21 protein-coding genes and 3 tRNA genes are annotated in these 23,377 nt (G+C 48.7%); 1 reads left to right on the top strand and 23 read right to left on the bottom strand.

Going from position 1 to position 23,377, the window contains the following annotated elements; all coding sequences use genetic code 11:
- The 23 genes from rplV to K0H80_RS00740 all read right to left on the bottom strand — a co-directional run bounded on the left by rplV (nucleotide 1) and on the right by K0H80_RS00740 (nucleotide 22,165).
- Nucleotides 1–333 (bottom strand): 50S ribosomal protein L22, encoded by a 333-nt coding sequence (gene rplV, locus K0H80_RS00850; RefSeq protein WP_011863971.1) that lies wholly within the window; start codon nucleotides 331–333, stop codon nucleotides 1–3.
- A 15-nt stretch (nucleotides 334–348) separates the two neighbouring features.
- Nucleotides 349–627 carry a 30S ribosomal protein S19 gene (rpsS, locus tag K0H80_RS00845; RefSeq protein ID WP_011863970.1) on the bottom strand — a complete coding sequence of 93 codons (279 nt, stop codon included), beginning with the start codon at nucleotides 625–627 and terminating at the stop codon, nucleotides 349–351.
- Nucleotides 628–638: 11 nt separating this feature from the next.
- Complete coding sequence (rplB, locus tag K0H80_RS00840; protein WP_011863969.1) at nucleotides 639–1,466, bottom strand: 50S ribosomal protein L2; 828 nt, start codon at nucleotides 1,464–1,466, stop codon at nucleotides 639–641.
- A gap of 16 nt (nucleotides 1,467–1,482) precedes the next feature.
- Nucleotides 1,483–1,782 (bottom strand): 50S ribosomal protein L23, encoded by a 300-nt coding sequence (gene rplW / locus K0H80_RS00835; protein WP_011863968.1) that lies wholly within the window; start codon nucleotides 1,780–1,782, stop codon nucleotides 1,483–1,485.
- On the bottom strand, nucleotides 1,779–2,384 hold the full coding sequence (gene rplD, locus K0H80_RS00830; protein ID WP_011863967.1) for a 50S ribosomal protein L4: 606 nt from the start codon (nucleotides 2,382–2,384) through the stop codon (nucleotides 1,779–1,781). The genes rplW and rplD overlap by 4 nt, the downstream gene beginning before the upstream one ends.
- Nucleotides 2,385–2,400: 16 nt before the next feature.
- On the bottom strand, nucleotides 2,401–3,039 hold the full coding sequence (gene rplC, locus K0H80_RS00825) for a 50S ribosomal protein L3 (protein WP_011863966.1): 639 nt from the start codon (nucleotides 3,037–3,039) through the stop codon (nucleotides 2,401–2,403).
- Between the two features lie 27 nt (nucleotides 3,040–3,066).
- Nucleotides 3,067–3,378 (bottom strand): 30S ribosomal protein S10, encoded by a 312-nt coding sequence (gene rpsJ / locus K0H80_RS00820; RefSeq protein ID WP_011070616.1) that lies wholly within the window; start codon nucleotides 3,376–3,378, stop codon nucleotides 3,067–3,069.
- Nucleotides 3,379–3,740: 362 nt separating this feature from the next.
- Nucleotides 3,741–4,925, bottom strand: a complete 1,185-nt coding sequence (gene tuf, locus K0H80_RS00815) for an elongation factor Tu (protein WP_011863965.1) — start codon at nucleotides 4,923–4,925, stop codon at nucleotides 3,741–3,743.
- A gap of 79 nt (nucleotides 4,926–5,004) precedes the next feature.
- Nucleotides 5,005–7,101, bottom strand: coding sequence for an elongation factor G (gene fusA / locus K0H80_RS00810; RefSeq protein WP_220043890.1), 2,097 nt, complete (start codon nucleotides 7,099–7,101; stop codon nucleotides 5,005–5,007).
- 75 nt (nucleotides 7,102–7,176) lie between these two features.
- Nucleotides 7,177–7,647, bottom strand: coding sequence for a 30S ribosomal protein S7 (gene rpsG / locus K0H80_RS00805; protein ID WP_011863963.1), 471 nt, complete (start codon nucleotides 7,645–7,647; stop codon nucleotides 7,177–7,179).
- 80 nt (nucleotides 7,648–7,727) lie between these two features.
- Entirely contained in the window at nucleotides 7,728–8,102 is a 375-nt protein-coding gene (gene rpsL, locus K0H80_RS00800) for a 30S ribosomal protein S12 (protein WP_011863962.1), read from the bottom strand.
- Between the two features lie 190 nt (nucleotides 8,103–8,292).
- Complete coding sequence (rpoC, locus tag K0H80_RS00795; protein WP_220072787.1) at nucleotides 8,293–12,507, bottom strand: DNA-directed RNA polymerase subunit beta'; 4,215 nt, start codon at nucleotides 12,505–12,507, stop codon at nucleotides 8,293–8,295.
- An 82-nt stretch (nucleotides 12,508–12,589) separates the two neighbouring features.
- The gene (gene rpoB, locus K0H80_RS00790) at nucleotides 12,590–16,621 is read right to left on the bottom strand and encodes a DNA-directed RNA polymerase subunit beta (protein ID WP_220072786.1); all 4,032 of its coding nucleotides are present in this window, start codon (nucleotides 16,619–16,621) and stop codon (nucleotides 12,590–12,592) included.
- A 238-nt stretch (nucleotides 16,622–16,859) separates the two neighbouring features.
- On the bottom strand, nucleotides 16,860–17,228 hold the full coding sequence (gene rplL / locus K0H80_RS00785; RefSeq protein WP_011863959.1) for a 50S ribosomal protein L7/L12: 369 nt from the start codon (nucleotides 17,226–17,228) through the stop codon (nucleotides 16,860–16,862).
- A gap of 53 nt (nucleotides 17,229–17,281) precedes the next feature.
- The gene (rplJ, locus tag K0H80_RS00780) at nucleotides 17,282–17,779 is read right to left on the bottom strand and encodes a 50S ribosomal protein L10 (protein ID WP_011863958.1); all 498 of its coding nucleotides are present in this window, start codon (nucleotides 17,777–17,779) and stop codon (nucleotides 17,282–17,284) included.
- 267 nt (nucleotides 17,780–18,046) lie between these two features.
- On the bottom strand, nucleotides 18,047–18,748 hold the full coding sequence (gene rplA, locus K0H80_RS00775; protein ID WP_220072785.1) for a 50S ribosomal protein L1: 702 nt from the start codon (nucleotides 18,746–18,748) through the stop codon (nucleotides 18,047–18,049).
- A gap of 4 nt (nucleotides 18,749–18,752) precedes the next feature.
- Nucleotides 18,753–19,181 (bottom strand): 50S ribosomal protein L11, encoded by a 429-nt coding sequence (gene rplK, locus K0H80_RS00770; RefSeq protein ID WP_011863956.1) that lies wholly within the window; start codon nucleotides 19,179–19,181, stop codon nucleotides 18,753–18,755.
- Nucleotides 19,182–19,307: 126 nt separating this feature from the next.
- Complete coding sequence (gene nusG, locus K0H80_RS00765; RefSeq protein ID WP_144204495.1) at nucleotides 19,308–19,850, bottom strand: transcription termination/antitermination protein NusG; 543 nt, start codon at nucleotides 19,848–19,850, stop codon at nucleotides 19,308–19,310.
- Nucleotides 19,851–19,859: 9 nt separating this feature from the next.
- Nucleotides 19,860–20,231, bottom strand: a complete 372-nt coding sequence (gene secE, locus K0H80_RS00760; RefSeq protein WP_011863954.1) for a preprotein translocase subunit SecE — start codon at nucleotides 20,229–20,231, stop codon at nucleotides 19,860–19,862.
- A gap of 282 nt (nucleotides 20,232–20,513) precedes the next feature.
- Nucleotides 20,514–21,698: an elongation factor Tu gene (gene tuf, locus K0H80_RS00755; protein WP_011863965.1), complete on the bottom strand. Its 1,185-nt coding sequence runs from the start codon at nucleotides 21,696–21,698 to the stop codon at nucleotides 20,514–20,516.
- 189 nt (nucleotides 21,699–21,887) lie between these two features.
- A tRNA-Gly gene (locus K0H80_RS00750) sits at nucleotides 21,888–21,961 on the bottom strand.
- Between the two features lie 36 nt (nucleotides 21,962–21,997).
- Nucleotides 21,998–22,082: transfer RNA gene (locus K0H80_RS00745), tRNA-Tyr, on the bottom strand.
- A 7-nt stretch (nucleotides 22,083–22,089) separates the two neighbouring features.
- Nucleotides 22,090–22,165, bottom strand: a tRNA-Thr gene (locus tag K0H80_RS00740).
- A 235-nt stretch (nucleotides 22,166–22,400) separates the two neighbouring features.
- Here K0H80_RS00740 and coaA point away from each other — a divergent pair.
- Nucleotides 22,401–23,351: a type I pantothenate kinase gene (coaA, locus tag K0H80_RS00735; protein WP_220072784.1), complete on the top strand. Its 951-nt coding sequence runs from the start codon at nucleotides 22,401–22,403 to the stop codon at nucleotides 23,349–23,351.
- The last annotated feature ends 26 nt before the right edge of the window (nucleotides 23,352–23,377 follow it).

Here is a 23,377-nt window from a genome sequence, read left to right as displayed (position 1 = left end):
CTAGCGATCTGACACAACCACAGTGATGTGGCTGGTACGCTTGATAATACGATCAGCACGGCCTTTAGCACGTGGCATGATACGCTTCATAGTTGGACCCTCGTCTACAAAGACTTTTCCAACTTTCAGCTCGTCAATGTCAGCACCTTCGTTGTGCTCAGCATTAGCGATAGCAGAGTCTAGTACTTTCTTAACAAGTACAGCTGCTTTCTTAGGGCTGAAAGTCAAAATTTCAAGAGCCTTAGCAACAGGCAGTCCACGAATTTGATCTGCAACCAAACGACACTTTTGAGGCGACGTACGGGCAAAACGATGTTTAGCTAAAACTTCCATCTCGAGTCTCCCGTATTAACGCTTCTTCGCTTTCTTATCAGCAGCATGGCCGCGATAAGTGCGAGTTGGTGAAAATTCACCAAGCTTGTGGCCGATCATCTCGTCAGTTACGAACACAGGTACGTGCTGACGACCATTATGGACAGCGATGGTCATTCCAATCATGTTAGGAATGATCATTGAGCGGCGAGACCAAGTCTTGATAGGCTTCTTGTCACCCGCTTCCATCGCTTTCTCTACCTTCTTCAGCAAGTGTAGGTCAATGAATGGACCTTTCTTGAGAGAACGTGGCATGGCGAATCCTCTTACTTTTTGTTACGACGACGTACGATGTACTTGTCGGTGCGTTTGTTACTACGGGTCTTATAACCCTTAGTTGGGACACCCCATGGAGTCACTGGGTGACGGCCACCAGATGTACGGCCTTCACCACCACCATGTGGATGGTCTACTGGGTTCATTGCAACACCACGAACTGTTGGGCGTACGCCTCTCCAGCGCTTAGCACCTGCTTTACCCAACTGGCGTAGCATATGCTCGGCATTACCAACTTCACCTAATGTCGCGCGGCAATCTACTGGCACTTTACGCATTTCGCCAGAGCGAAGACGTAGAGTGGCGTATGCGCCATCACGAGCTACAACTTGTACGTAGGTACCTGCTGAACGAGCTATCTGAGCACCTTTACCAGGCTTCATTTCAACTGCGTGAACAACGCTACCTACTGGGATGTTGCGTAGTGGCAAAGCGTTACCCGCTTTGATTTCAGCATCGATACCAGACTGGATTTGATCACCAGCTTGCATGCCTTTAGCAGCAAGGATATAACGACGCTCACCATCAGCATACAAAACAAGTGCGATGTTAGCGGTACGGTTTGGATCATATTCCAAACGCTCTACTTTAGCAGGGATACCGTCTTTGTTGCGCTTGAAGTCAACAATACGGTAGTGCTGCTTGTGTCCACCACCTACGTGACGAACAGTAATACGACCGGTGTTGTTACGGCCACCGCTCTTAGCTTTTTTCGCCAACAGGCCAGCAAAGGGTTTACCCTTATGCAGATCGCTGTTCACCACTTTAACAACGTGGCGACGACCAGCAGAGGTTGGCTTACACTTAATAACTGCCATGATAATTCTCCTTTGCTTACTCAGCGCCGACGAAATCGATGTCAGCACCAGCAGCTAAAGTCACATAGGCTTTTTTCCAATCGCTACGACGGCCAGTACGGGCACCGTGACGCTTAGTCTTACCTTTGTTAACCAAAGTGCGAACTGAATCTACTTCAACTTCGAACAACTTAGCTACTGCAGCTTTAACTTCAGCTTTAGTCGCATCGATAGCTACACGGAAAACGACCGTGTTGTTATTTTCAGCGCAAACAGTACTCTTTTCAGAGATGTGTGGCGCTAGAATAACTTTTAGCAAACGTTCTTCGCTTATCATCCCAGCATCTCCTCGATTTGCTTAACAGCATCGGCAGTAACCAGTACTTTTTCGAACGCGATTAGGCTTACTGGATCGATACCAGCAACGTCGCGAACGTCAACTTTGTACAGGTTGCGTGCAGCTAAGAACAAGTTCTCGTCAATCTCTGGAGTAACAATTAATACGTCTTCCAGCTTCATGTCTTTCAGCTTAGCCTTCAACTCTTTAGTCTTAGGAGCTTCAACACCGAATGACTCAACAACAACAAGACGATCTTGACGTACTAATTCAGACAGAATGCTCTTAAGCGCTCCGCGGTACATCTTCTTGTTTACTTTTTGGCTGTGATCTTGGGTTTTAGCAGCGAATGAAACGCCACCGCCACGCCAGATTGGGCCTTTAACAGTACCAGCACGAGCACGGCCAGTACCTTTTTGGCGCCATGGCTTTTTGCCAGAGCCAGTTACTTCTGCGCGAGTCTTTTGAGCACGAGTACCCTGACGCGCGTTTGCAGCGTATGCTACAACTACCTGATGAACCAGTGCTTCATTAAAGTCACGGCCGAAGGTAGTTTCGGAAACTTCAAGAGCACTCTGTGCGTCTTTCAATACCAATTCCATTACTATCTCCTCAGACCTAAGCTTTAACGGCAGGCTTGATGATCAGGTCGCCATTAGTAGCGCCTGGAACTGCACCCTTAACCAATAGCAGGTTACGCTCAGCGTCTACACGTACAACGTCTAGATTCTGGGTAGTAACACGCTCTGCACCCATGTGGCCAGACATTTTCTTACCTTTGAAAACGCGACCAGGTGTTTGGTTTTGACCGATAGAACCGTTAGCTCTATGTGCCAATGAGTTACCGTGTGTTGCATCTTGAGTACGGAAGTTCCAACGCTTGATACCGCCTTGGAAACCTTTACCCTTTGATTGACCAGTAACATCAACTTTCGCTACGTCAGCGAAGATATCAACATTAAGCTCAGCACCTACTTCGATGCCTTCGCCTTCACCGTCAGCCAGACGCATTTCCCACAAACCACGACCAGCTTCAACGCCAGCCTTAGCAAAGTGACCTGCTTCTGGTTTAGTGATGCGATTAGCTTTTTTGGTACCAGTAGTAATTTGAAGTGCACGGTAACCGTCAGTTTCTAAAGTTTTCACTTGAGCAACGCGGTTAGCTGCAATTTCAATTACTGTTACAGGTATTGACGCACCATCTTCAGTGAAGATGCGAGTCATACCTACTTTACGACCGATAAGACCGATAGCCATCTCTCAAACCTCTTCTAAGGATCTCAATTAACCTAAGCTAATTTGAACGTCAACACCTGCCGCCAGATCTAGACGCATAAGTGCATCTACAGTCTTTTCAGTCGGCTCTACGATGTCAACAAGACGCTTATGAGTACGAAGTTCGTACTGATCACGCGCATCTTTATTAACGTGTGGAGAGATCAAAACGGTATAACGCTCTTTACGCGTTGGTAGTGGGATTGGACCACGTACCTGGGCGCCTGTGCGCTTAGCAGTTTCAACGATTTCCGCGGTAGATTGATCGATCAGACGATGATCAAATCCTTTGAGGCGGATACGGATTCTTTGGTTCTGCATTGACCAGAGCTCCTAAAATGGACACATAAAAAATCACCCTCTAGCTTCTTCCTTACTGGAAAAGCAGAGCGAGATGATTTAACCGTTCGACTCCAAATCGGAGTCGCTGTATTATTTTACGTCGGTTTCGAGAACCGACAAACTTCGCCTAATGGTTAAGGCGAGGGGCCATTATACTGATCTAAAGTTTAAGATCAAGCCCGTTGAACGAATTAACAGCAGTTATGCGTTAACTCTCAAAGTGGCGAGTATTATACTTATCCAGATCAGAAAAGCTAGCCCCCCCTCTTCCAACAAATCGCCGGCAATAAAAAAGGCAGCCTAAGCTGCCTTTTTCAGTGTGTTTGTAAAATCAAATGCTATTAAGCGATGATCTTAGCTACAACACCAGCACCAACTGTACGGCCACCTTCACGGATAGCGAAACGTAGACCTTCGTCCATCGCGATTGGGCAGATCAGAGTAACAACCATCTTGATGTTGTCACCAGGCATTACCATTTCAACGCCTTCTGGCAGCTCGATAGTACCGGTTACGTCAGTTGTACGGAAGTAGAACTGTGGACGGTAGCCCTTGAAGAATGGAGTGTGACGACCACCTTCTTCTTTTGACAGTACATATACTTCTGATTCGAACTGAGTGTGTGGAGTGATTGAACCAGGCTGAGCCAGTACTTGACCACGCTCAACTTCATCACGCTTAGTACCACGTAGTAGTACACCACAGTTCTCACCTGCACGACCTTCGTCAAGCAGTTTACGGAACATTTCAACACCAGTACAAGTAGTCTTAGTAGTTTCTTTGATACCTACGATTTCTACTTCGTCACCAACTTTAACGATACCACGCTCAACACGACCAGTTACTACAGTACCACGGCCTGAGATTGAGAATACGTCTTCGATTGGCAGAATGAATGCACCGTCGATAGCACGCTCTGGCTCTGGAATGTAAGAATCTAGAGCTTCAGCTAGTTCTAGGATCTTAGCTTCCCACTCTGGCTCGCCTTCTAGGGCTTTCAGAGCTGAACCTTGGATAACTGGTAGGTCATCACCTGGGAAGTCGTATTCAGATAGCAGTTCACGAACTTCCATCTCTACTAGTTCTAGCAGCTCTTCATCGTCAACCATGTCACACTTGTTCATGAATACGATGATGAAAGGTACACCTACCTGACGAGAAAGCAGGATGTGCTCACGAGTCTGTGGCATTGGACCGTCAGTAGAAGCTACTACTAGGATAGCGCCGTCCATCTGTGCAGCACCAGTGATCATGTTTTTAACATAGTCAGCGTGGCCTGGGCAGTCTACGTGTGCGTAGTGACGAGTTGGAGTGTCGTACTCGATGTGAGAGGTATTGATGGTAATACCGCGCTCACGCTCTTCTGGAGCGTTATCGATCTGTGCGAAATCTTTAGCTTCACCACCGTACGTCTTAGTCAGTACGTGAGAGATAGCAGCTGTAAGAGTTGTTTTACCATGGTCAACGTGACCGATGGTACCAACGTTAACATGGGGTTTACTACGTTCAAATTTTTCTTTAGCCACGATATATTCCTTTCTTTTCAGAAATACTCAGCCTTGCTGAGTAATAGCATTCAATTATGAGTTATAGACTAGTTTGCGGTTATCCGCGCGCTTCTATAACTGATTTTGCAACATTCTGCGGCGCATCCGAGTACTTCAGGAACTCCATAGAGTATGAGGCACGTCCTTGGGTAGCACTACGCAAGTCAGTTGCGTAACCAAACATTTCAGATAGAGGTACTACAGCTCGAACGATTTTGACGCCGCCAATGCCGTCGTCCATACCTTCGATCATGCCGCGACGTCGGTTCAAGTCGCCTACTACATCCCCCATGTAATCTTCAGGAGTGGTTACTTCAACCTTCATACAAGGTTCGAGTAACACAGGGTCTGCTTCGAGAGCACCCTTCTTGAAGCCCATGGAGGCGGCCACCTTAAACGCCATCTCGTTCGAGTCGACATCATGGTATGAGCCGTCGAACAGCGTTACTTTGACGTCCAGAACAGGGAAACCGGCGAGTACGCCATTCTTCATCTGTTCCTGGATACCTTTATCTACTGCAGGGATGTATTCTCTTGGAACAACACCACCAACAATCTCGTTGACAAATTCATAGCCGAAACCTTCTTCTTGAGGTTCAAGCTTCAACCAAACGTGACCAAATTGACCTCGGCCACCAGATTGACGAACGAACTTGCCTTCGACTTCTACACTCGAGCGAATAGTCTCACGATACGCTACTTGTGGCTTACCTACGTTACATTCGACACTGAATTCGCGACGCATACGGTCGACGATGATGTCTAAGTGCAACTCGCCCATACCAGAGATCAGGGTTTGACCCGATTCTTCGTTGGTCTCAACGCGGAAAGAGGGATCTTCTGCAGCAAGTTTCTGCAGCGCAATACCCATCTTATCTTGGTCGGCTTGAGATCTAGGCTCCACGGCAATCGTGATTACGGGCTCAGGGAACTCCATACGTTCGAGAATAACTTTATGGTCAGCATCGCATAGGGTGTCACCAGTGGTAACATCCTTCAGACCAATAGCCGCCGCGATGTCACCAGCACGGACTTCTTTGATCTCTTTACGGTCGTTTGCATGCATCTGCACCATACGACCAATACGCTCACGCTTTTGTTTGACCGAGTTATATACGCCAGAACCTGCTTCCAATACGCCTGAATAAACACGCACGAAGGTCAGTGTTCCTACGAATGGGTCTGTCGCAATCTTAAATGCTAACGCAGAGAATGGCGCGTTGTCGTCCGCTGGACGTTCGACTTCATTCTCATTTTCGTCAATACCCTTAATGGCGGGTACTTCGACTGGCGATGGCAAATAATCGATAACAGCATCGAGTACCGCCTGCACACCCTTGTTCTTAAATGCAGAACCACAGGTAGCCAGCACGATCTCGTTAGCCAGAGTTCGCTGACGTAATGCTGCCTTGATCTCTTCTTCCGATAGCTCACCTTCTTCAAGGTACTTGTCCATCAGTTCTTCAGAGGCTTCGGCCGCACTCTCAACTAGGTATTCACGCATCTCAGCGGCCTTGTCGGCCAACTCTGCGGGAATTTCTTCATAATTGAAGGTCATACCTTGATCTGATTCGTTCCAGTTAATGGCCTTCATCTTGATCAGGTCAATGACACCCTTAAACTCTTCTTCTGCACCTATGTTCAATTGAATAGGTACACAAGTCGCTCCCAGACGGTTACGTATCTGTCCAACGACGCGTTCAAAGTCAGCACCAGCGCGGTCCATCTTATTGACAAACACTAAGCGCGGGACGTGGTACTTGTCCGCTTGTCGCCATACAGTTTCGGACTGAGGTTCAACACCAGATGAACCACAGAACACAACTACTGCGCCATCGAGTACACGTAGCGAACGCTCAACTTCAATAGTGAAGTCAACGTGGCCAGGGGTGTCGATGATGTTGATACGATGCTCGGTAAATTGAGCATCCATACCGCGCCAGAACGTGGTCGTTGCCGCCGAGGTGATAGTAATACCACGCTCCTGCTCCTGTTCCATCCAGTCCATGGTGGCTGCGCCATCATGCACCTCACCGATCTTGTGAGACATACCGGTATAGAAGAGAACACGTTCTGTAGTTGTGGTTTTTCCTGCGTCAACGTGAGCACAGATACCGATATTACGGTAGCGCTCAATTGGAGTTGTACGAGCCACGATTAAACCCTCTTTACTAAGGTAGGCACCTTAGTGATGTAAAACATGGTGCAGGCAATCGCCTGCACCAAAAGATTACCAGCGGTAATGAGCAAACGCTTTGTTTGCTTCTGCCATACGATGCACGTCTTCGCGCTTCTTAACAGCAGTGCCTTTGTTTTCGGCAGCATCTAGCATTTCACCTGCTAGACGTAGAGCCATAGATTTTTCACCACGCTTACGTGCAGCTTCAACTAACCAGCGCATCGCTAGTGCGTTACGACGCACTGGACGAACTTCACATGGTACCTGGTAAGTAGAACCACCAACACGACGAGACTTAACCTCGACAGTTGGGCGTACGTTATCCAGGGCTGCTTCAAGGATCACTAGGTGCTCTTCGCCTTTTTTCTCAGCGACAACGTCTAGTGCCTTGTAAATGATTTTTTCAGCAGTCGACTTTTTGCCGTCCTGCATAATGACGTTGATGAACTTAGCCAGCAACTCACTATTAAATTTTGGATCTGGTAGGATTTTACGTTGTCCTACAACGCGACGTCTTGGCATAACAATTTCTCCGTATGCTTCAGGGACCCCAAAACTGGAATCACATTTATCTCTAGCTTGGCCTTACTTAACGGAAAACGTTAAGACTTAGGACGCTTAGCTCCGTACTTAGAACGTCCTTGACGACGCTCACTAACACCAGCACAGTCTAATGCGCCACGAACAGTGTGATAACGAACACCTGGTAAGTCTTTAACACGACCACCACGGATTAGAATCACGCTGTGCTCCTGCAGGTTGTGGCCTTCACCGCCGATGTACGAAGTAACTTCGAAACCGTTAGTTAGACGCACACGAGCTACTTTACGTAGTGCAGAGTTAGGTTTTTTAGGTGTGGTTGTGTACACGCGAGTACAAACACCACGCTTTTGTGGACACGCATTCAACGCAGGCACGTTAGTCTTGATGACTTTTGGCGAGCGAGGCTTACGTACCAACTGGTTTACAGTTGCCATGTATAGCTCCGAATCAGTTGATTAAACTCAACAGTAAGGTGTGAAAAATCTATATCCCACAGGTGTGGGACGCGAAATTTTAGAAAGGTAAGGGGTCGCTGTCAAGAAATAGCCAACTTTTTACCCAATTTAAGTAAAAAAAAGGCACCTGAGGTGCCTTTTTTACAATCTATTTACCGACTAGCACTGATTATTCAGGGCTGCCCGCCAGGTTCAATAGATCGGCAAGGTTTTGCTCTGCTTCACTGGCACTGATTGCCGGCACTTCTTCTGCCGGGCCATTCTGTGCAGCCTGGTTACGGCTGGTGTGGTACGCATAACCTGTACCGGCCGGGATCAGACGACCCACGATCACGTTCTCTTTCAGGCCACGTAGCTTATCGCTCTTACCGCCTACGGCAGCTTCGGTCAATACGCGAGTGGTTTCCTGGAACGATGCGGCCGAGATAAATGACTCGGTCGCCAACGAGGCCTTGGTGATACCCAGTAGTTCACGCTCGAACTTAGCAGGTTCTTTGCCTTGCGCTTCAAGTTCGCGGTTAGCGATCTTGACGCGAGACACTTCAACCTGTTCGCCCGGTAGAAACTCACTGTCACCGGCTTCGGTGATCTCACACTTACGCAGCATCTGACGGATGATCACTTCGATGTGCTTATCGTTAATCTTCACGCCTTGCAGACGGTAAACGTCTTGCACTTCGTTAACGATGTAGTTAGCCACCTTGTGAATACCACGTAGACGCAGGATGTCGTGTGCAGCTTCTGGACCGTCGGCGATAACTTCGCCGCGCTCAACCTTCTCACCTTCGAACACGTTCAGGTTACGCCACTTAGGAATCATCTCCTCGTATGGCTTACCACCATCGGCAGGTGTGATCACCAGACGACGCTTACCTTTGGTCTCTTTACCGAACGAGATAGTACCTGAGTACTCAGCCAAGATGGCAGGCTCTTTCGGCTTACGCGCTTCGAACAAGTCAGCAACGCGTGGCAGACCACCGGTAATATCGCGAGTCTTAGAGGATTCTTGCGGAATACGTGCAAGCGCATCACCAACGGCGATTTGTGCGTTATCGTCTTGGTTAACGATCGCCTTACCAGGCAAGAAGTATTGCGCTGGTACTTCGGTACCAGGGATCATCAGGTCATTGCCATCGGCACCAACCAGACGGATCGCTGGACGCATCTCTTTACCCGCAGTAGGACGTTGACCCACATCCATAACCACGATTGAAGATAGACCTGTGAGCTCATCGGTCTGACGTGTCATGGTGACACCTTCGATCATGTCGACGAACTTGATGCTACCCGCTACTTCAGAAACGATTGGGTGAGTGTGCGGATCCCAGTTAGCGATGACTTCACCGGCGTTAACCGCTGCATCTTCTAGCTTCTCTAGGATAGTACCGTAAGGCACCTTGTAACGCTCTTTCTCACGACCCAGCTCATCGATAATCGCGATTTCAGATGAACGCGATACGATAACCAGCTTGCCTTCGGTGTTAACAACGTGCTTAGCGTTGTGCAGCTTAACGGTACCGGCGTTCTTCACCTGTACGTTGTTTTCTGCAGACGCTCTCGATGCCGCACCACCGATGTGGAAGGTACGCATCGTCAGCTGTGTACCTGGCTCACCGATTGACTGAGCAGCTACCACACCAATCGCTTCACCTTGGTTAATCAGGTGACCACGTGCAAGGTCACGGCCGTAACACGCCGCACACACACCGAAGTCTGTGTCACAGCTGATTACAGAACGAACCTTAACTTCGTCGATAGAGTGTTCTTCGAGCTTGTCACACCACGCTTCATCCAGCAGGGTGTTACGCGGCGCAAGTACATCTTCGGTACCTGGGTAGTAAACATCTTCAGCGACCACACGACCCAGTACACGCTCACGTAGCGGCTCAACAACATCACCACCTTCGATCAGCGGCTTCATTGTCAGACCTTCGTGTGTACCACAATCGTCTTCGATAACCACTAAGTCTTGTGCAACGTCAACCAGACGACGAGTCAGGTAACCCGAGTTCGCTGTCTTAAGCGCGGTATCCGCTAGACCCTTACGCGCACCGTGAGTAGAGATAAAGTACTGGAGTACGTTTAGACCTTCACGGAAGTTCGCTGTAATTGGGGTTTCGATGATCGAGCCATCTGGCTTCGCCATCAGACCACGCATACCCGCTAGCTGACGAATCTGTGCAGCACTACCACGAGCGCCCGAGTCGGCCATCATGTAGATGCTGTTGAACGAAGCTTGAGTTTCTTCTTCGCCGTCACGGTTAATCACTGTCTCGGTAGACAGGTTATCCATCATCGCCTTAGAAACTTTTTCGTTCGCACTTGCCCAGATATCGATAACCTTGTTGTAACGCTCACCGGCGGTAACAAGACCCGACTGGAACTGCTCTTGAATCTCAAGTACTTCAGCTTCGGCATCGGCAACCAGAGAGTATTTCTCATCTGGAATCACCATGTCGTTGATACCCACAGACGCACCAGAAACGGTCGCGAAGTGGAAACCGGTATACATCAGTTGGTCAGCGAAGATAACAGTATCTTTCAGACCTAGCTGACGGTAACAGGTGTTCAATAGCTTAGAGATCTGCTTCTTACCCATGTTCTGGTTAACCAGATCATAAGAAAGGCCTTTCGGCAGAACCTGAGACAATAAAGCACGGCCCACAGTAGTATCTACGATACGACGTGACTCGGTGCGCTCACCGTCTTCAGCGATAGTCGTCTCGGTAATACGTACCTTAACGCGAGCATGCAGCTCGGCAACGCCAGTACGGTATGCCTTTTCTACTTCGGCAACAGATTCGAATGCCATGCCTTCACCGCGGCCGTTGATACGCTCACGGCTGGTGTAGTACAGACCCAATACAACGTCCTGTGACGGTGTGATCACCGGCTCACCGTTCGCAGGTGACAGGATGTTGTTGGTAGACATCATGAGTGAACGTGCTTCCAACTGAGCTTCTAGCGTCAGTGGCACGTGAACCGCCATCTGGTCACCGTCGAAGTCAGCGTTGTATGCCGCACACACCAATGGGTGCAGCTGAATCGCTTTACCTTCAATCAGTACCGGCTCAAACGCCTGGATACCAAGACGGTGAAGTGTTGGTGCACGGTTAAGCATCACAGGATGCTCACGGATCACGTCATCGAGTACGTCCCAAACCTCTGGTACTTCGCGCTCAACCATCTTCTTAGCAGCTTTGATGGTAGTAGCCAGGCCACGACCTTCCAGCTTGCCGTAGATGAATGGCTTGAACAGCTCGAGTGCCATCTTCTTAGGCAGACCACACTGATGCAGACGCAGAGTAGGACCTACGGTAATTACCGAACGGCCTGAGTAGTCAACACGCTTACCCAGTAGGTTCTGACGGAAACGACCCTGCTTACCCTTGATCATATCGGCCAAAGATTTCAGAGGACGCTTGTTAGAACCCGTGATCGCACGACCGCGACGACCGTTATCCAATAGCGCATCAACAGACTCTTGCAGCATACGCTTTTCGTTGCGTACGATGATGTCCGGTGCAGCCAGGTCTAACAGACGCTTCAAACGGTTGTTACGGTTGATCACGCGGCGATACAGATCGTTCAGATCTGAAGTCGCGAAACGACCGCCATCCAGTGGAACCAATGGACGCAGATCAGGTGGCAGAACCGGTAGCACCTTGAGGATCATCCACTCTGGCTTGTTGCCAGACTGGTAGAAGGCCTCGATCAGCTTCAGACGCTTAGTAATCTTCTTACGACGAGTCTCAGAGTTGATCGATGGCAGCTCTTCGCGCATCTCTTCAATCTCTTTCTCAAGATCGATAGCGCGCAGCAGCTCAAGTACTGCCTCGGCACCCATCTTGGCTTCAAACTCATCACCGTACTCTTCGAGTGCGTCGAGGTAGTTTTCCTCGGTCAGCATCTGACCGCGCTCGAGGCTGGTCATGCCAGGCTCAATTACGACGAAAGATTCGAAGTAAAGCACACGTTCGATGTCGCGCAGAGTCATATCCAGCATCAAACCGATACGAGACGGCAGAGACTTCAAGAACCAAATGTGCGCTACTGGGCTGGCTAGATCGATGTGACCCATACGCTCACGACGTACTTTAGTTTGGGTTACTTCAACGCCACACTTCTCACAAATCACACCACGGTGCTTAAGGCGCTTATACTTACCGCATAAACACTCGTAGTCTTTAACTGGACCAAAAATACGCGCACAGAACAAACCTTCACGCTCAGGCTTGAAAGTACGGTAGTTGATGGTTTCTGGCTTCTTAACTTCACCAAATGACCAAGAGCGGATCAGATCAGGCGACGCTAGGCCGATCTTGATGCCTTCAAATTCTTCAGTCTTGCTTTGCTGTTTCAGAAACTTTAATAAGTCTTTCACGTTTCTCTCCTGAAGGAGTTAAACCAGGTGCCCTGCTCTCGCAGAGCACCGTTTATTGCCAAACTTCGGCGATGGCCAAGTCTTACTCTTGATCCAACTCGATGTTAATACCGAGCGAACGGATCTCCTTCAGCAATACGTTGAAGGACTCAGGCATACCTGGTTGCATCTGATGGTTACCGTCGACGATGTTCTTATACATCTGAGTACGACCGTTAACGTCATCAGACTTAACAGTAAGCATTTCTTGTAGCGTGTAAGCGGCACCGTATGCTTCAAGTGCCCATACTTCCATCTCACCGAAACGCTGACCACCAAACTGAGCTTTACCGCCCAGAGGCTGCTGAGTAACAAGACTGTAAGAACCTGTTGAACGCGCGTGCATCTTATCGTCAACCAAGTGGTTAAGTTTAAGCATGTACATGTAACCTACGGTTACTGGACGTTCAAACTCGTTACCGGTACGACCATCAAACAACTTCAGCTGTCCAGAGGTTGGCAGACCTGCTAGTTCAAGCATGTCCTTAATCTCTTTCTCTTTCGCGCCGTCGAATGCTGGAGTCGCAGTCGGAATACCGCCTTTGAGGTTCTTAGCAAGACGTAGAACTTCTTCATCGGTGAACGAGTCGATGTCGACCTGCTGCTGCACGTCTTCACCCAGTTCGTACACCTTCTTGATGTAGCCACGAAGCTCTGCAAGTTCACGCTGCTCTTCGAGCATAGCGGTGATGCGATCACCAATGCCCTTGGCCGCGGCACCTAAGTGCACTTCGAGAACCTGACCTATGTTCATACGTGATGGTACACCTAGTGGGTTCAGTACGATATCCACTGGGTTACCGTTTTCGTCGTACGGCATATCTTCGATTGGGTTGATCTTAGAGATCACACCCTTGTTACCGTGACGACCCGCCATCTTGTCACCAGGCTGGATAGTACGTTTAACCGCCAGGTAAACCTTAACGATCTTCAGTACGCCAGGTGCCAAGTCATCACCTTGGGTGATCTTGCGGCGTTTGATTTCAAATTTCTTATCGAAATCGGCTTTCAGCTCTTCATGCTGCTCGGCAAGTTGCTCGAGTTCGGTCTGCTTAGTTTCGTCTTCAATGGTTTGTACCAGTAGTTGAGGACGTGGCAGAGCATCAAGCTCGGCCTGTGCAAAACCTGCTCCAATGAGAAGGTTACGCGCACGGCCGAAGACACCTTCTTCAAGGATCTTGAACTCTTCGGTCAGGTCTTTCTTAGCCTGAGCGATGTGCATCTCTTCGATTTCTACAGCACGCTTGTCTTTTTCAACGCCGTCACGGGTAAATACCTGAACGTCGATGATGGTACCCTTAACAGAGTTAGGGACACGCAGTGAGCTGTCTTTAACGTCAGAAGCCTTCTCACCGAAGATAGCGCGTAGCAGCTTCTCTTCAGGGGTCAGTTGAGTCTCGCCCTTAGGCGTAACCTTACCAACCAGGATGTCGCCACCCTTCACTTCTGCACCGATGTAAACGATACCTGATTCATCCAGCTTAGACAGCGCAGACTCACCCACGTTAGGAATATCGGCGGTGATCTCTTCGCTACCCAGCTTAGTATCACGAGCGATACAAGAAAGCTCTTGAATGTGGATAGTGGTGAAACGATCCTCTTGCGCAACGCGCTCAGAGATTAAGATCGAATCCTCGAAGTTGTAACCGTTCCAAGGCATGAATGCGATACGCATGTTCTGACCAAGCGCAAGATCACCCAGGTCGGTAGATGGACCATCTGCCAATACGTCACCACGAACCACTGGCTCGCCAACGCTACAACATGGACGCTGGTTGATACAGGTGTTCTGGTTAGAACGCGTGTACTTGGTCAGGTTGTAGATGTCGATACCGGCTTCACCAGGAGTCAGCTCGTCTTCGTTAACCTTAACCACGATGCGGCTCGCATCGACATAGTCAACGTAACCACCACGCTTAGCGGCAACAACTACGCCTGAGTCAACGGCCAATGTACGCTCAATACCAGTACCTACTAGCGGCTTGTCAGCTCTAAGTGTCGGTACTGCCTGACGTTGCATGTTCGCACCCATCAATGCACGGTTCGCGTCATCGTGTTCTAGGAACGGAATCAGAGAGGCTGCCACAGAGATGATCTGCTGTGGTGATACGTCCATGTACTGAACGTCTGCTGCACGCATAAAGGTAGATTCACCCTTATGACGACAAGCGATCTGCTCTTCAACCATACGGCCATCGGCATCGACTTCGATGTTAGCCTGTGCGATCACGTAACGACCTTCTTCGATAGCAGACAGGTAATCCACCTGATCTGTGATCACACCATCAACCACTTTGCGGTATGGTGTTTCGAGGAAACCGTAAGAGTTGGTGCGCGCGAAGCTTGCCAACGAGTTGATCAGACCGATGTTTGGACCTTCAGGGGTCTCAATTGGACATAGACGACCATAGTGAGTTGGGTGAACGTCTCGAACCTCGAAACCTGCACGCTCACGGGTCAGACCGCCTGGGCCAAGCGCAGAAATACGACGCTTGTGTGTCACTTCTGACAGCGGGTTGTTCTGGTCCATGAACTGAGACAGCTGAGAAGAACCGAAGAACTCTTTCACTGCCGCAGAAATCGGCTTAGCGTTGATCAGATCTTGTGGCATCAGCTCATTAAGATCGCCAAGAGACAGACGCTCACGTACGGCACGTTCTACACGAACGAGACCAACACGGAACTGGTTCTCAGCCATTTCACCAACACTACGGATACGACGGTTACCCAGGTGGTCGATATCGTCGACTTCATCGTTACCGTTACGGATTTCGATGATCTTCTGCATTACTGCAACGATATCTTCTTTGGTCAGGATACCTGTACCTTCATCGTCATCGATACCGAGACGACGGTTGAACTTCATACGACCCACTTTAGACAGGTCGTAACGCTCTTCACTGAAGAAGAGGTTTTGGAATAGCGCTTCGGCAGCATCCTTGGTTGGCGGCTCGCCAGGACGCATCATACGATAGATCTCAACCAGCGCCTCTAGGCGGTTAGTGGTTGAATCGATACGTAGGGTGTCAGAGATATAGGCACCGTGGTCAAGCTCGTTGACGTATAGGGTGTCGATATCTTTGATGCCGGCCATAGACAGCTTAGCAAGATCTTCCAGGCTGATTTCGGCGTTAGCAGAAACCAGTACTTCGCCCGTATCTGGGTCGATGTAGTCTTGTGCAGCGATCTTGCCTGAAATGTACTCAACAGGTACTTCAAGCTCTGTGGTGTTTGTCTTTTCAAGTTGACGAATGTGGCGCGCAGTAATACGGCGGCCCTTCTCAACTATGATGTTACCTTCAGCATCTTTGATGTCGTAGCTGGCTGTCTCACCACGTAGGCGATCGGCAACCAGTGCCATGACTAGGCTATCTTTCTTGATCTTGTACTGAACACGTTCGAAGAACAGATCGAGAATATCTTGAGTAGAGTAGTCAAGTGCACGCAGTATGATAGACGCCGCAAGCTTACGACGACGGTCGATACGTACGAACAGTGCATCTTTAGGATCGAACTCGAAGTCCAACCATGAGCCACGGTAAGGAATAATACGTGCGTTATAAAGCACCTTACCTGAAGAGTGGGTCTTACCACGGTCGTGATCGAAGAATACACCAGGAGAACGGTGCAGCTGAGAAACGATAACACGCTCAGTACCATTGATAACAAAGGTACCGTTTTCAGTCATCAGAGGGATATCCCCCATGTAGACTTCTTGTTCTTTAATGTCTTTAACTGTGCCAGGCGCAGCTTCACGATCATACAGCACCATACGCAGTTTAACGCGTAGTGGAGCAGAGTATGTAACACCGCGAATTTGACACTCTTTCACATCAAAAACTGGCTCACCTAGCTTATAGCTGACATATTGCAGCTCTGAATTACCAGAAAAGCTCTTGATGGGAAAAACGCTACGGAAAGCGGCTTCTAAACCACGCTCACCTGTAGGATCTTGATCGGTGAACTTCTTAAACGAGTCCAACTGGATTGACAGAAGGTAAGGGATATCCAACACTTGTGGACGCTTACCAAAGTCTTTGCGAATACGCTTCTTTTCAGAATAGGAGTAAACCATGGGTTTCCTCTGATTGCGAGATGTGACCAAGACTGAAACAACGCAGGGTTGCAACAGCACGTTTGCCCATCACCGTTGAAAGCAAGAACCTAACCAATAATCTCTGCTAGGGACTGCGAAATCTGGCGACAAACGGTGAATAAAAAATCGCCTACGCTTACAGCGCAAAAAAGGCCGACGGTTAAAAAACCGCCAGCCTCCGCCCGATCACTCGGGAGGTTGTAAGTTAGAGTATAACTTACTTGATCTCTACTTGAGCACCAGCTTCTTCAAGCTCTTTCTTCAGTGCTTCAGCTTCTTCTTTAGAGATGCCTTCTTTAACAGCTACTGGAGCTGATTCAGCCATACCCTTGGCTTCTTTCAGGCCTAGACCTGTAGCGCCACGAAGAGCTTTAATTACTGCAACTTTGTTGTCGCCGTGAGAAGTCATAACTACGTCAAACTCTGTCTTCTCTTCAGCAGCAGCGCCTGCATCAGCACCACCAGAAACAACAGCAGCAGCGGCAGAAACGCCGAACTTCTCTTCCATTGCTTCGATTAGTTCAACAACTTCCATTACAGACATAGCTGCAAGGGCTTCTAAGATTTGGTCTTTAGTGATAGACATAACAAAAAATTCCTAATTGTACTGAATTCAATTTATTTAAGCGGCTTGTAAAATTAAGCAGCTTCTTTCTGATCGCGTAGAGCGGCCAATGTACGAACGAACTTGCCAGCAGATGCTTCTTTCATAGTCATCATGAACTGTGCTAGTGCTTCTTCGTATGTTGGTAGTTTTGCTAAACGATCAATGTCGCTTGCAGGGATTAATTCCCCTTCAAAGGCTGCTGCTTTGATTTCAAAGTTCCCTTGAGCTTTCGCGAAATCTTTAAGAAGACGCGCAGCGGCACCTGGGTGCTCGTTAGAGAATGCAATCAAAGTAGGACCAGTAAACGTTTCGCTTAGGCACTCGAAATCAGTACCTTCAACAGCGCGCTTAACTAGTGTGTTACGTACAACTTTAATGTAAACACCAGATTCACGAGCGGTTTTACGAAGACCGGTCATATCACCTACAGTCACACCGCGAGAATCGGCAACAACTGCAGATAAAGCACCTTTGGCAGCTTCGTTGACTTCAGCAACAATCGCTTTTTTGTCTTCGAGTCTTAATGCCATTGGCTTTACTCCTGGATTCAATCTAGGGATATCCCTAGCAATTACCATACTAAGTATTAAATACTCAGTTACTTACGGCGCGAATATCCAGGCAGAATAAATCTATCTGGGGTCCGACACCGTCTACGTAGGGAATTAAGCTAACGTTTATTCGTTAACACCTACGGTCTTGGACGTGAACCATTTACACGAATGAAAATGGTCCTCAACCCACAAGGTGCGCGCATTATAGACTAATCCCCGCACCTTGTAAAACAAGCTAAGAAATTAAGAAGTTGGGTTCAGAGTGCTCTGATCAACCGCAACACCTGCACCCATAGTGGTAGAGATGCTTACTTTCTTAACGAAAACGCCTTTCGCTGCAGCTGGCTTAGCTTTGATAAGCGCGCCTAGCAGAGCGTCTAGGTTTTCTTTCAATTGAACTGGTTCGAAGTCCACTTTACCGATGGTAGTGTGGATGATACCGTTCTTGTCGTTGCGGTAACGAACCTGACCAGCTTTAGCGTTCTTAACAGCTTCAGCAACGTTTGGCGTTACAGTGCCAGTCTTAGGGTTAGGCATCAGACCACGTGGGCCCAGGATTTGACCTAACTGACCAACAACGCGCATTGCATCTGGAGATGCGATAACTACGTCGAAGTTCATTTCACCAGCTTTAACTTGTGCAGCAAGCTCGTCCATACCAACTAGCTCAGCACCGGCTTCTTTAGCGGCGTCAGCGTTAGCACCTTGAGTAAACACAGCAACACGTACTTCACGACCAGTACCGTGTGGCAGAACAGTCGCGCCACGAACGTTTTGGTCTGATTTACGTGGGTCAACACCTAGGTTAACCGCAACGTCAACACTTTCAACGAACTTAGCAGTAGCTAGTTCTTTCAGTAGTGCAACAGCTTCGTTGATGTCGTAGCTCTTAGTCGCTTCTACTTTCTCGCGGATCAAACGCGCGCGTTTAGTTAGCTTTGCCATGATATTAATCCTCTACTACCAAACCCATTGAACGCGCAGTACCTTCGATTGAGCGAGTCATCGCTTCAATGTCAGCACCAGTCATATCAGCGGCTTTAGTCTCAGCGATTTCCTGGACAGCGCTACGCTTGATAGTTCCCACTTTTTCAGTGTTAGGACGGCCTGAACCAGACTTAAGACCAGCAGCTTTAAGCAGCAGGAATGAAGCAGGTGGCGTCTTAGTTTCAAAAGTGAAAGAGCGATCAGTGTAAACAGTGATCACAACAGGAATTGGCATACCTTTCTCGAACTTTTCAGTACGAGCGTTGAATGCTTTACAGAATTCCATGATGTTGACACCTTTTTGACCCAATGCAGGACCAACTGGTGGCGACGGGTTTGCAGCACCGGCTGCTACTTGTAGTTTGATGTAACCATCAACTTTCTTTGCCATGAGACATTTTCCTCAAGTTTGGGTACAAACGCTAGCGGCGACATGCCGATTAGCTCCCCGAAAATAATGGGTGCGGATTATACAAAAATCCGCACCCATTTCCAATACGTTTTGTGCTTTATTTAATCAGCTTTTTTCGATCTGGCTGAAATCTAGCTCTACCGGTGTTGAACGACCGAAGATCATTACAGACACCTTAACGCGGTTCTTCTCGTAGTCGACCTCTTCAACGGTGCCGTTAAAGTCGGCAAAAGGACCGTCGGTTACGCGAACCACTTCACCAGGCTCGAACATCACGCGATGAGTCGGAGACTCAGTCGTCTCTTGTAGACGCTGCAGAATCGCTTCAGCTTCGCGATCAGAGATAGGCGCTGGACGATCAGAGGTACCACCGATAAAGCCCATCACACGAGGGATGCTCTTCACCAAGTGCCAGCTTTCATCGTTCATTTCCATCTGTACCAACACATAGCCAGGGAAGAACTTACGCTCGCTCTTACGACGCTGGCCTGCACGCATCTCAACCACTTCCTCTGTAGGTACTAGTACCTCGCCGAAGTAATGCTCCATGCCGTGCATTTTGATGTGTTCAAGCAATGATTTGCATACACGACCTTCATAACCCGAAAAGGCCTGAACCACATACCATCTTTTTTTAGCTTCAGTCATATGAAATGCCTATACGCCCGTAATAAAATTAACAATTCTCAGCAGTACCGCATCCATTCCCCACAGAACCAATGCCAGTACGCCTGTTGCCAGTAGTACGATAAATGTCGTGTTTAGGGCTTCTTGACGCGTCGGCCATACCACTTTACGCACTTCAATGTGAGACTCGCGAGCGAAAGTCAGCGCTTGTTTACCCTTCTCGGTTTGAAGCGCGATAAAACCTGCTATAGCAAATGCCACTACGACACCGATAGCACGAACTAATACACTAGCTTCGCTATACATCTGATTAGCAATAATGGCGGCCGCTAGCAGTACGACTACTATGCCCCATTTAACGATATCCAGAGAGCTTCCCTGGTTTTCAGTATTTGTTGTCATCGGTTAATTCCGTTACTCACTACGACCTGAGCTTAAGTCTGGCCGGGCATAAAAAACTCGCAAGTGCTGAGATTGCCCAGTCCATACCACTAACATTCTCCGAACATACTCCCAGAGCAAGCAGTAAGCCCAGAGGGTCAAAAATCGGCCATAGATTGTATTCTTATTCCGCGCAGTAAGCAAGGCTAAGCCGCACAAGGATAAGCACAATATCTGGGAGTTCTAAAACAAAAAAGGCAGCCTAAGCTGCCTTTTTCAGTGTGTTTGTAAAATCAAATGCTATTAAGCGATGATCTTAGCTACAACACCAGCACCAACTGTACGGCCACCTTCACGGATAGCGAAACGTAGACCTTCGTCCATCGCGATTGGGCAGATCAGGGTAACAACCATCTTGATGTTGTCACCAGGCATTACCATTTCAACGCCTTCTGGCAGCTCGATAGTACCGGTTACGTCAGTTGTACGGAAGTAGAACTGTGGACGGTAGCCCTTGAAGAATGGAGTGTGACGACCACCTTCTTCTTTTGACAGTACGTATACTTCTGATTCGAACTGAGTGTGTGGAGTGATTGAACCAGGCTGAGCCAGTACTTGACCACGCTCAACTTCATCACGCTTAGTACCACGTAGTAGTACACCACAGTTCTCACCTGCACGACCTTCGTCAAGCAGCTTACGGAACATTTCAACACCAGTACAAGTAGTCTTAGTAGTTTCTTTGATACCTACGATTTCTACTTCGTCACCAACTTTAACGATACCACGCTCAACACGACCAGTTACTACAGTACCACGGCCTGAGATTGAGAATACGTCTTCGATTGGCAGAATGAATGCACCGTCGATAGCACGCTCTGGCTCTGGAATGTAAGAGTCTAGTGCTTCAGCTAGTTCTAGGATCTTAGCTTCCCACTCTGGCTCGCCTTCTAGGGCTTTCAGAGCTGAACCTTGGATAACTGGTAGGTCATCACCTGGGAAGTCGTATTCAGATAGCAGTTCACGAACTTCCATCTCTACTAGTTCTAGCAGCTCTTCATCGTCAACCATGTCACACTTGTTCATGAATACGATGATGAAAGGTACACCTACCTGACGAGAAAGCAGGATGTGCTCACGAGTCTGTGGCATTGGACCGTCAGTAGAAGCTACTACTAGGATAGCGCCGTCCATCTGTGCAGCACCAGTGATCATGTTTTTAACATAGTCAGCGTGGCCTGGGCAGTCTACGTGTGCGTAGTGACGAGTTGGAGTATCGTACTCGATGTGAGAGGTATTGATGGTAATACCGCGCTCACGCTCTTCTGGAGCGTTATCGATCTGTGCGAAATCTTTAGCTTCACCACCGTACGTCTTAGTCAGTACGTGAGAGATAGCAGCTGTAAGAGTTGTTTTACCATGGTCAACGTGACCGATGGTGCCCACGTTTACGTGAGGTTTGCTACGTTCAAATTTTTCTTTAGCCATGGTATTGCCCCAATTAAGAGATACTTGGTGATGAAATCTACATACAACAAAAAATCCGATGCCTATTATGTCATCGAATCGATTTAATTAAGATAATTACGGAAGCTTAGTTGGGAAGGCTGAAGGCAGTTTATCGTGAACTGGACCCTGTTGGGCTGGCTCATAGATACGGGCACAATCAGCGAAAATTGGAGCGGATGGCGGGAATCGAACCCGCGTTATCAGCTTGGAAGGCTGGAGTAATACCATTATACGACATCCGCGCAACCTAACTAAGGTTACCTAACTACCTAGAAAAATGGTGGAGGGAGAAGGATTCGAACCTTCGAAGGCTGAGCCGTCAGATTTACAGTCTGATCCCTTTGGCCACTCGGGAACCCCTCCAGAGAAATGGTGCCGGCACCAAGAGTCGAACTCGGGACCTACTGATTACAAGTCAGTTGCTCTACCAACTGAGCTATGCCGGCGTGTCATTTCGGTAGCGGATATTAGGTAATCGCGAGCACAAGTGCAATACCTAATTTTAAAAATCTGCAAAAAAATCGCCTAAACGTCGTTTTTTCCGCCACGCAAGCCTCAGAAAGTGCACTATTTACCCACTAAGCTCCGACAGGTTAATAAGCCATTATGGAATCGTGTTTTTGATGTTGTTCCACCGAGGTCTATGGTGTACTGTGCCTTGCCTAAGGGGAGATTTCATTCATGCGCGCCAACAACCAAATTCACAATGCACTCTATCTCGCATTTGCCCGCCAGCAGTGGGCCGAGCTGCGAAAATCAGTGCCTCTGACACTCAGCGAATCCGATCTCGACGATCTGCGCGGTATCAACGAATCTATCTCCCTCGATGAAGTCACCGACATCTATCTGCCCCTTAGCCGCCTGCTGAACCTAATCGTCGGCGCCAAGCAGCAGAGAGGACTGGTACTGAATCAGTTCCTCGGTCGTGTGCCGCCTAAGCGCCCCTATATTATCAGCATCGCTGGCAGTGTCGCGGTAGGCAAGAGTACTACGGCACGTATCCTTCAGGCGCTGTTGCGTCAGTGGCCCGAGCATCCCAAGGTGGATCTGGTCACCACAGATGGCTTCCTCTATCCCCTGTCCGAACTCAAACGCCGCGGACTGCTACAGCGTAAGGGATTTCCAGAAAGCTATGATATGAAGCTGCTGGTCGAGTTCATCTCCAAGATCAAGGCAGGTGAGAGTCTGGTACATGCCCCTATCTATTCTCATATCAGTTACGACCGAGTGGCCGATACCCATCAGGCCATAGAACAGCCTGATATCCTGATCATCGAAGGGCTCAACGTACTGCAGACGGGCCAAGATACCCATGTGGCCATACAGCAGCCCTTCGTCTCCGACTTTGTCGACTTCTCTATCTATGTGGATGCCGAAGAGCCGCTGCTCAAGGAGTGGTATATTTCCCGCTTCCTCAAATTCCGCACCGGCGCCTTTAGCGACCCTAACTCATACTTCCATCACTATTCAGAACTGACTGACGATGAGGCCACCAAGATAGCCGCCAACATCTGGGACAGCATCAACGGCCCTAACCTGAATCTGAATATTCTGCCTACCCGAGACAGGGCGCATCTTATCCTGCGCAAGGGCACAGATCATATGATGCACCAGGTGCTGATGCGTAAATAGGTTTAAAGTAGATAGCCAAGCACCTA

It is taken from the genome of Shewanella aegiceratis (genome assembly GCF_019457495.1).
Classification (GTDB): domain Bacteria; phylum Pseudomonadota; class Gammaproteobacteria; order Enterobacterales; family Shewanellaceae; genus Shewanella; species Shewanella loihica.
Note: the sequence above shows the minus strand (reverse complement) of the source record. Positions and strands in the feature narration are given on the sequence as shown.

What these genes read in the sequence shown, in the direction of transcription:
- rplV (WP_011863971.1), bottom strand. Translation starts at nt 333, where the DNA reads ATGGAAGTTTTAGCTAAACATCGTTTTGCCCGTACGTCGCCTCAAAAG.
- rpsS (WP_011863970.1), bottom strand. Translation starts at nt 627, where the DNA reads ATGCCACGTTCTCTCAAGAAAGGTCCATTCATTGACCTACACTTGCTG.
- rplB (WP_011863969.1), bottom strand. Translation starts at nt 1,466, where the DNA reads ATGGCAGTTATTAAGTGTAAGCCAACCTCTGCTGGTCGTCGCCACGTT.
- rplW (WP_011863968.1), bottom strand. Translation starts at nt 1,782, where the DNA reads ATGATAAGCGAAGAACGTTTGCTAAAAGTTATTCTAGCGCCACACATC.
- rplD (WP_011863967.1), bottom strand. Translation starts at nt 2,384, where the DNA reads ATGGAATTGGTATTGAAAGACGCACAGAGTGCTCTTGAAGTTTCCGAA.
- rplC (WP_011863966.1), bottom strand. Translation starts at nt 3,039, where the DNA reads ATGGCTATCGGTCTTATCGGTCGTAAAGTAGGTATGACTCGCATCTTC.
- rpsJ (WP_011070616.1), bottom strand. Translation starts at nt 3,378, where the DNA reads ATGCAGAACCAAAGAATCCGTATCCGCCTCAAAGGATTTGATCATCGT.
- rpsG (WP_011863963.1), bottom strand. Translation starts at nt 7,647, where the DNA reads ATGCCAAGACGTCGCGTTGTAGGACAACGTAAAATCCTACCAGATCCA.
- rpsL (WP_011863962.1), bottom strand. Translation starts at nt 8,102, where the DNA reads ATGGCAACTGTAAACCAGTTGGTACGTAAGCCTCGCTCGCCAAAAGTC.
- rpoB (WP_220072786.1), bottom strand. Translation starts at nt 16,621, where the DNA reads ATGGTTTACTCCTATTCTGAAAAGAAGCGTATTCGCAAAGACTTTGGT.
- rplL (WP_011863959.1), bottom strand. Translation starts at nt 17,228, where the DNA reads ATGTCTATCACTAAAGACCAAATCTTAGAAGCCCTTGCAGCTATGTCT.
- rplJ (WP_011863958.1), bottom strand. Translation starts at nt 17,779, where the DNA reads ATGGCATTAAGACTCGAAGACAAAAAAGCGATTGTTGCTGAAGTCAAC.
- rplA (WP_220072785.1), bottom strand. Translation starts at nt 18,748, where the DNA reads ATGGCAAAGCTAACTAAACGCGCGCGTTTGATCCGCGAGAAAGTAGAA.
- rplK (WP_011863956.1), bottom strand. Translation starts at nt 19,181, where the DNA reads ATGGCAAAGAAAGTTGATGGTTACATCAAACTACAAGTAGCAGCCGGT.
- nusG (WP_144204495.1), bottom strand. Translation starts at nt 19,850, where the DNA reads ATGACTGAAGCTAAAAAAAGATGGTATGTGGTTCAGGCCTTTTCGGGT.
- secE (WP_011863954.1), bottom strand. Translation starts at nt 20,231, where the DNA reads ATGACAACAAATACTGAAAACCAGGGAAGCTCTCTGGATATCGTTAAA.
- tuf (WP_011863965.1), bottom strand. Translation starts at nt 21,698, where the DNA reads ATGGCTAAAGAAAAATTTGAACGTAGCAAACCTCACGTAAACGTGGGC.
- coaA (WP_220072784.1), top strand. Translation starts at nt 22,401, where the DNA reads ATGCGCGCCAACAACCAAATTCACAATGCACTCTATCTCGCATTTGCC.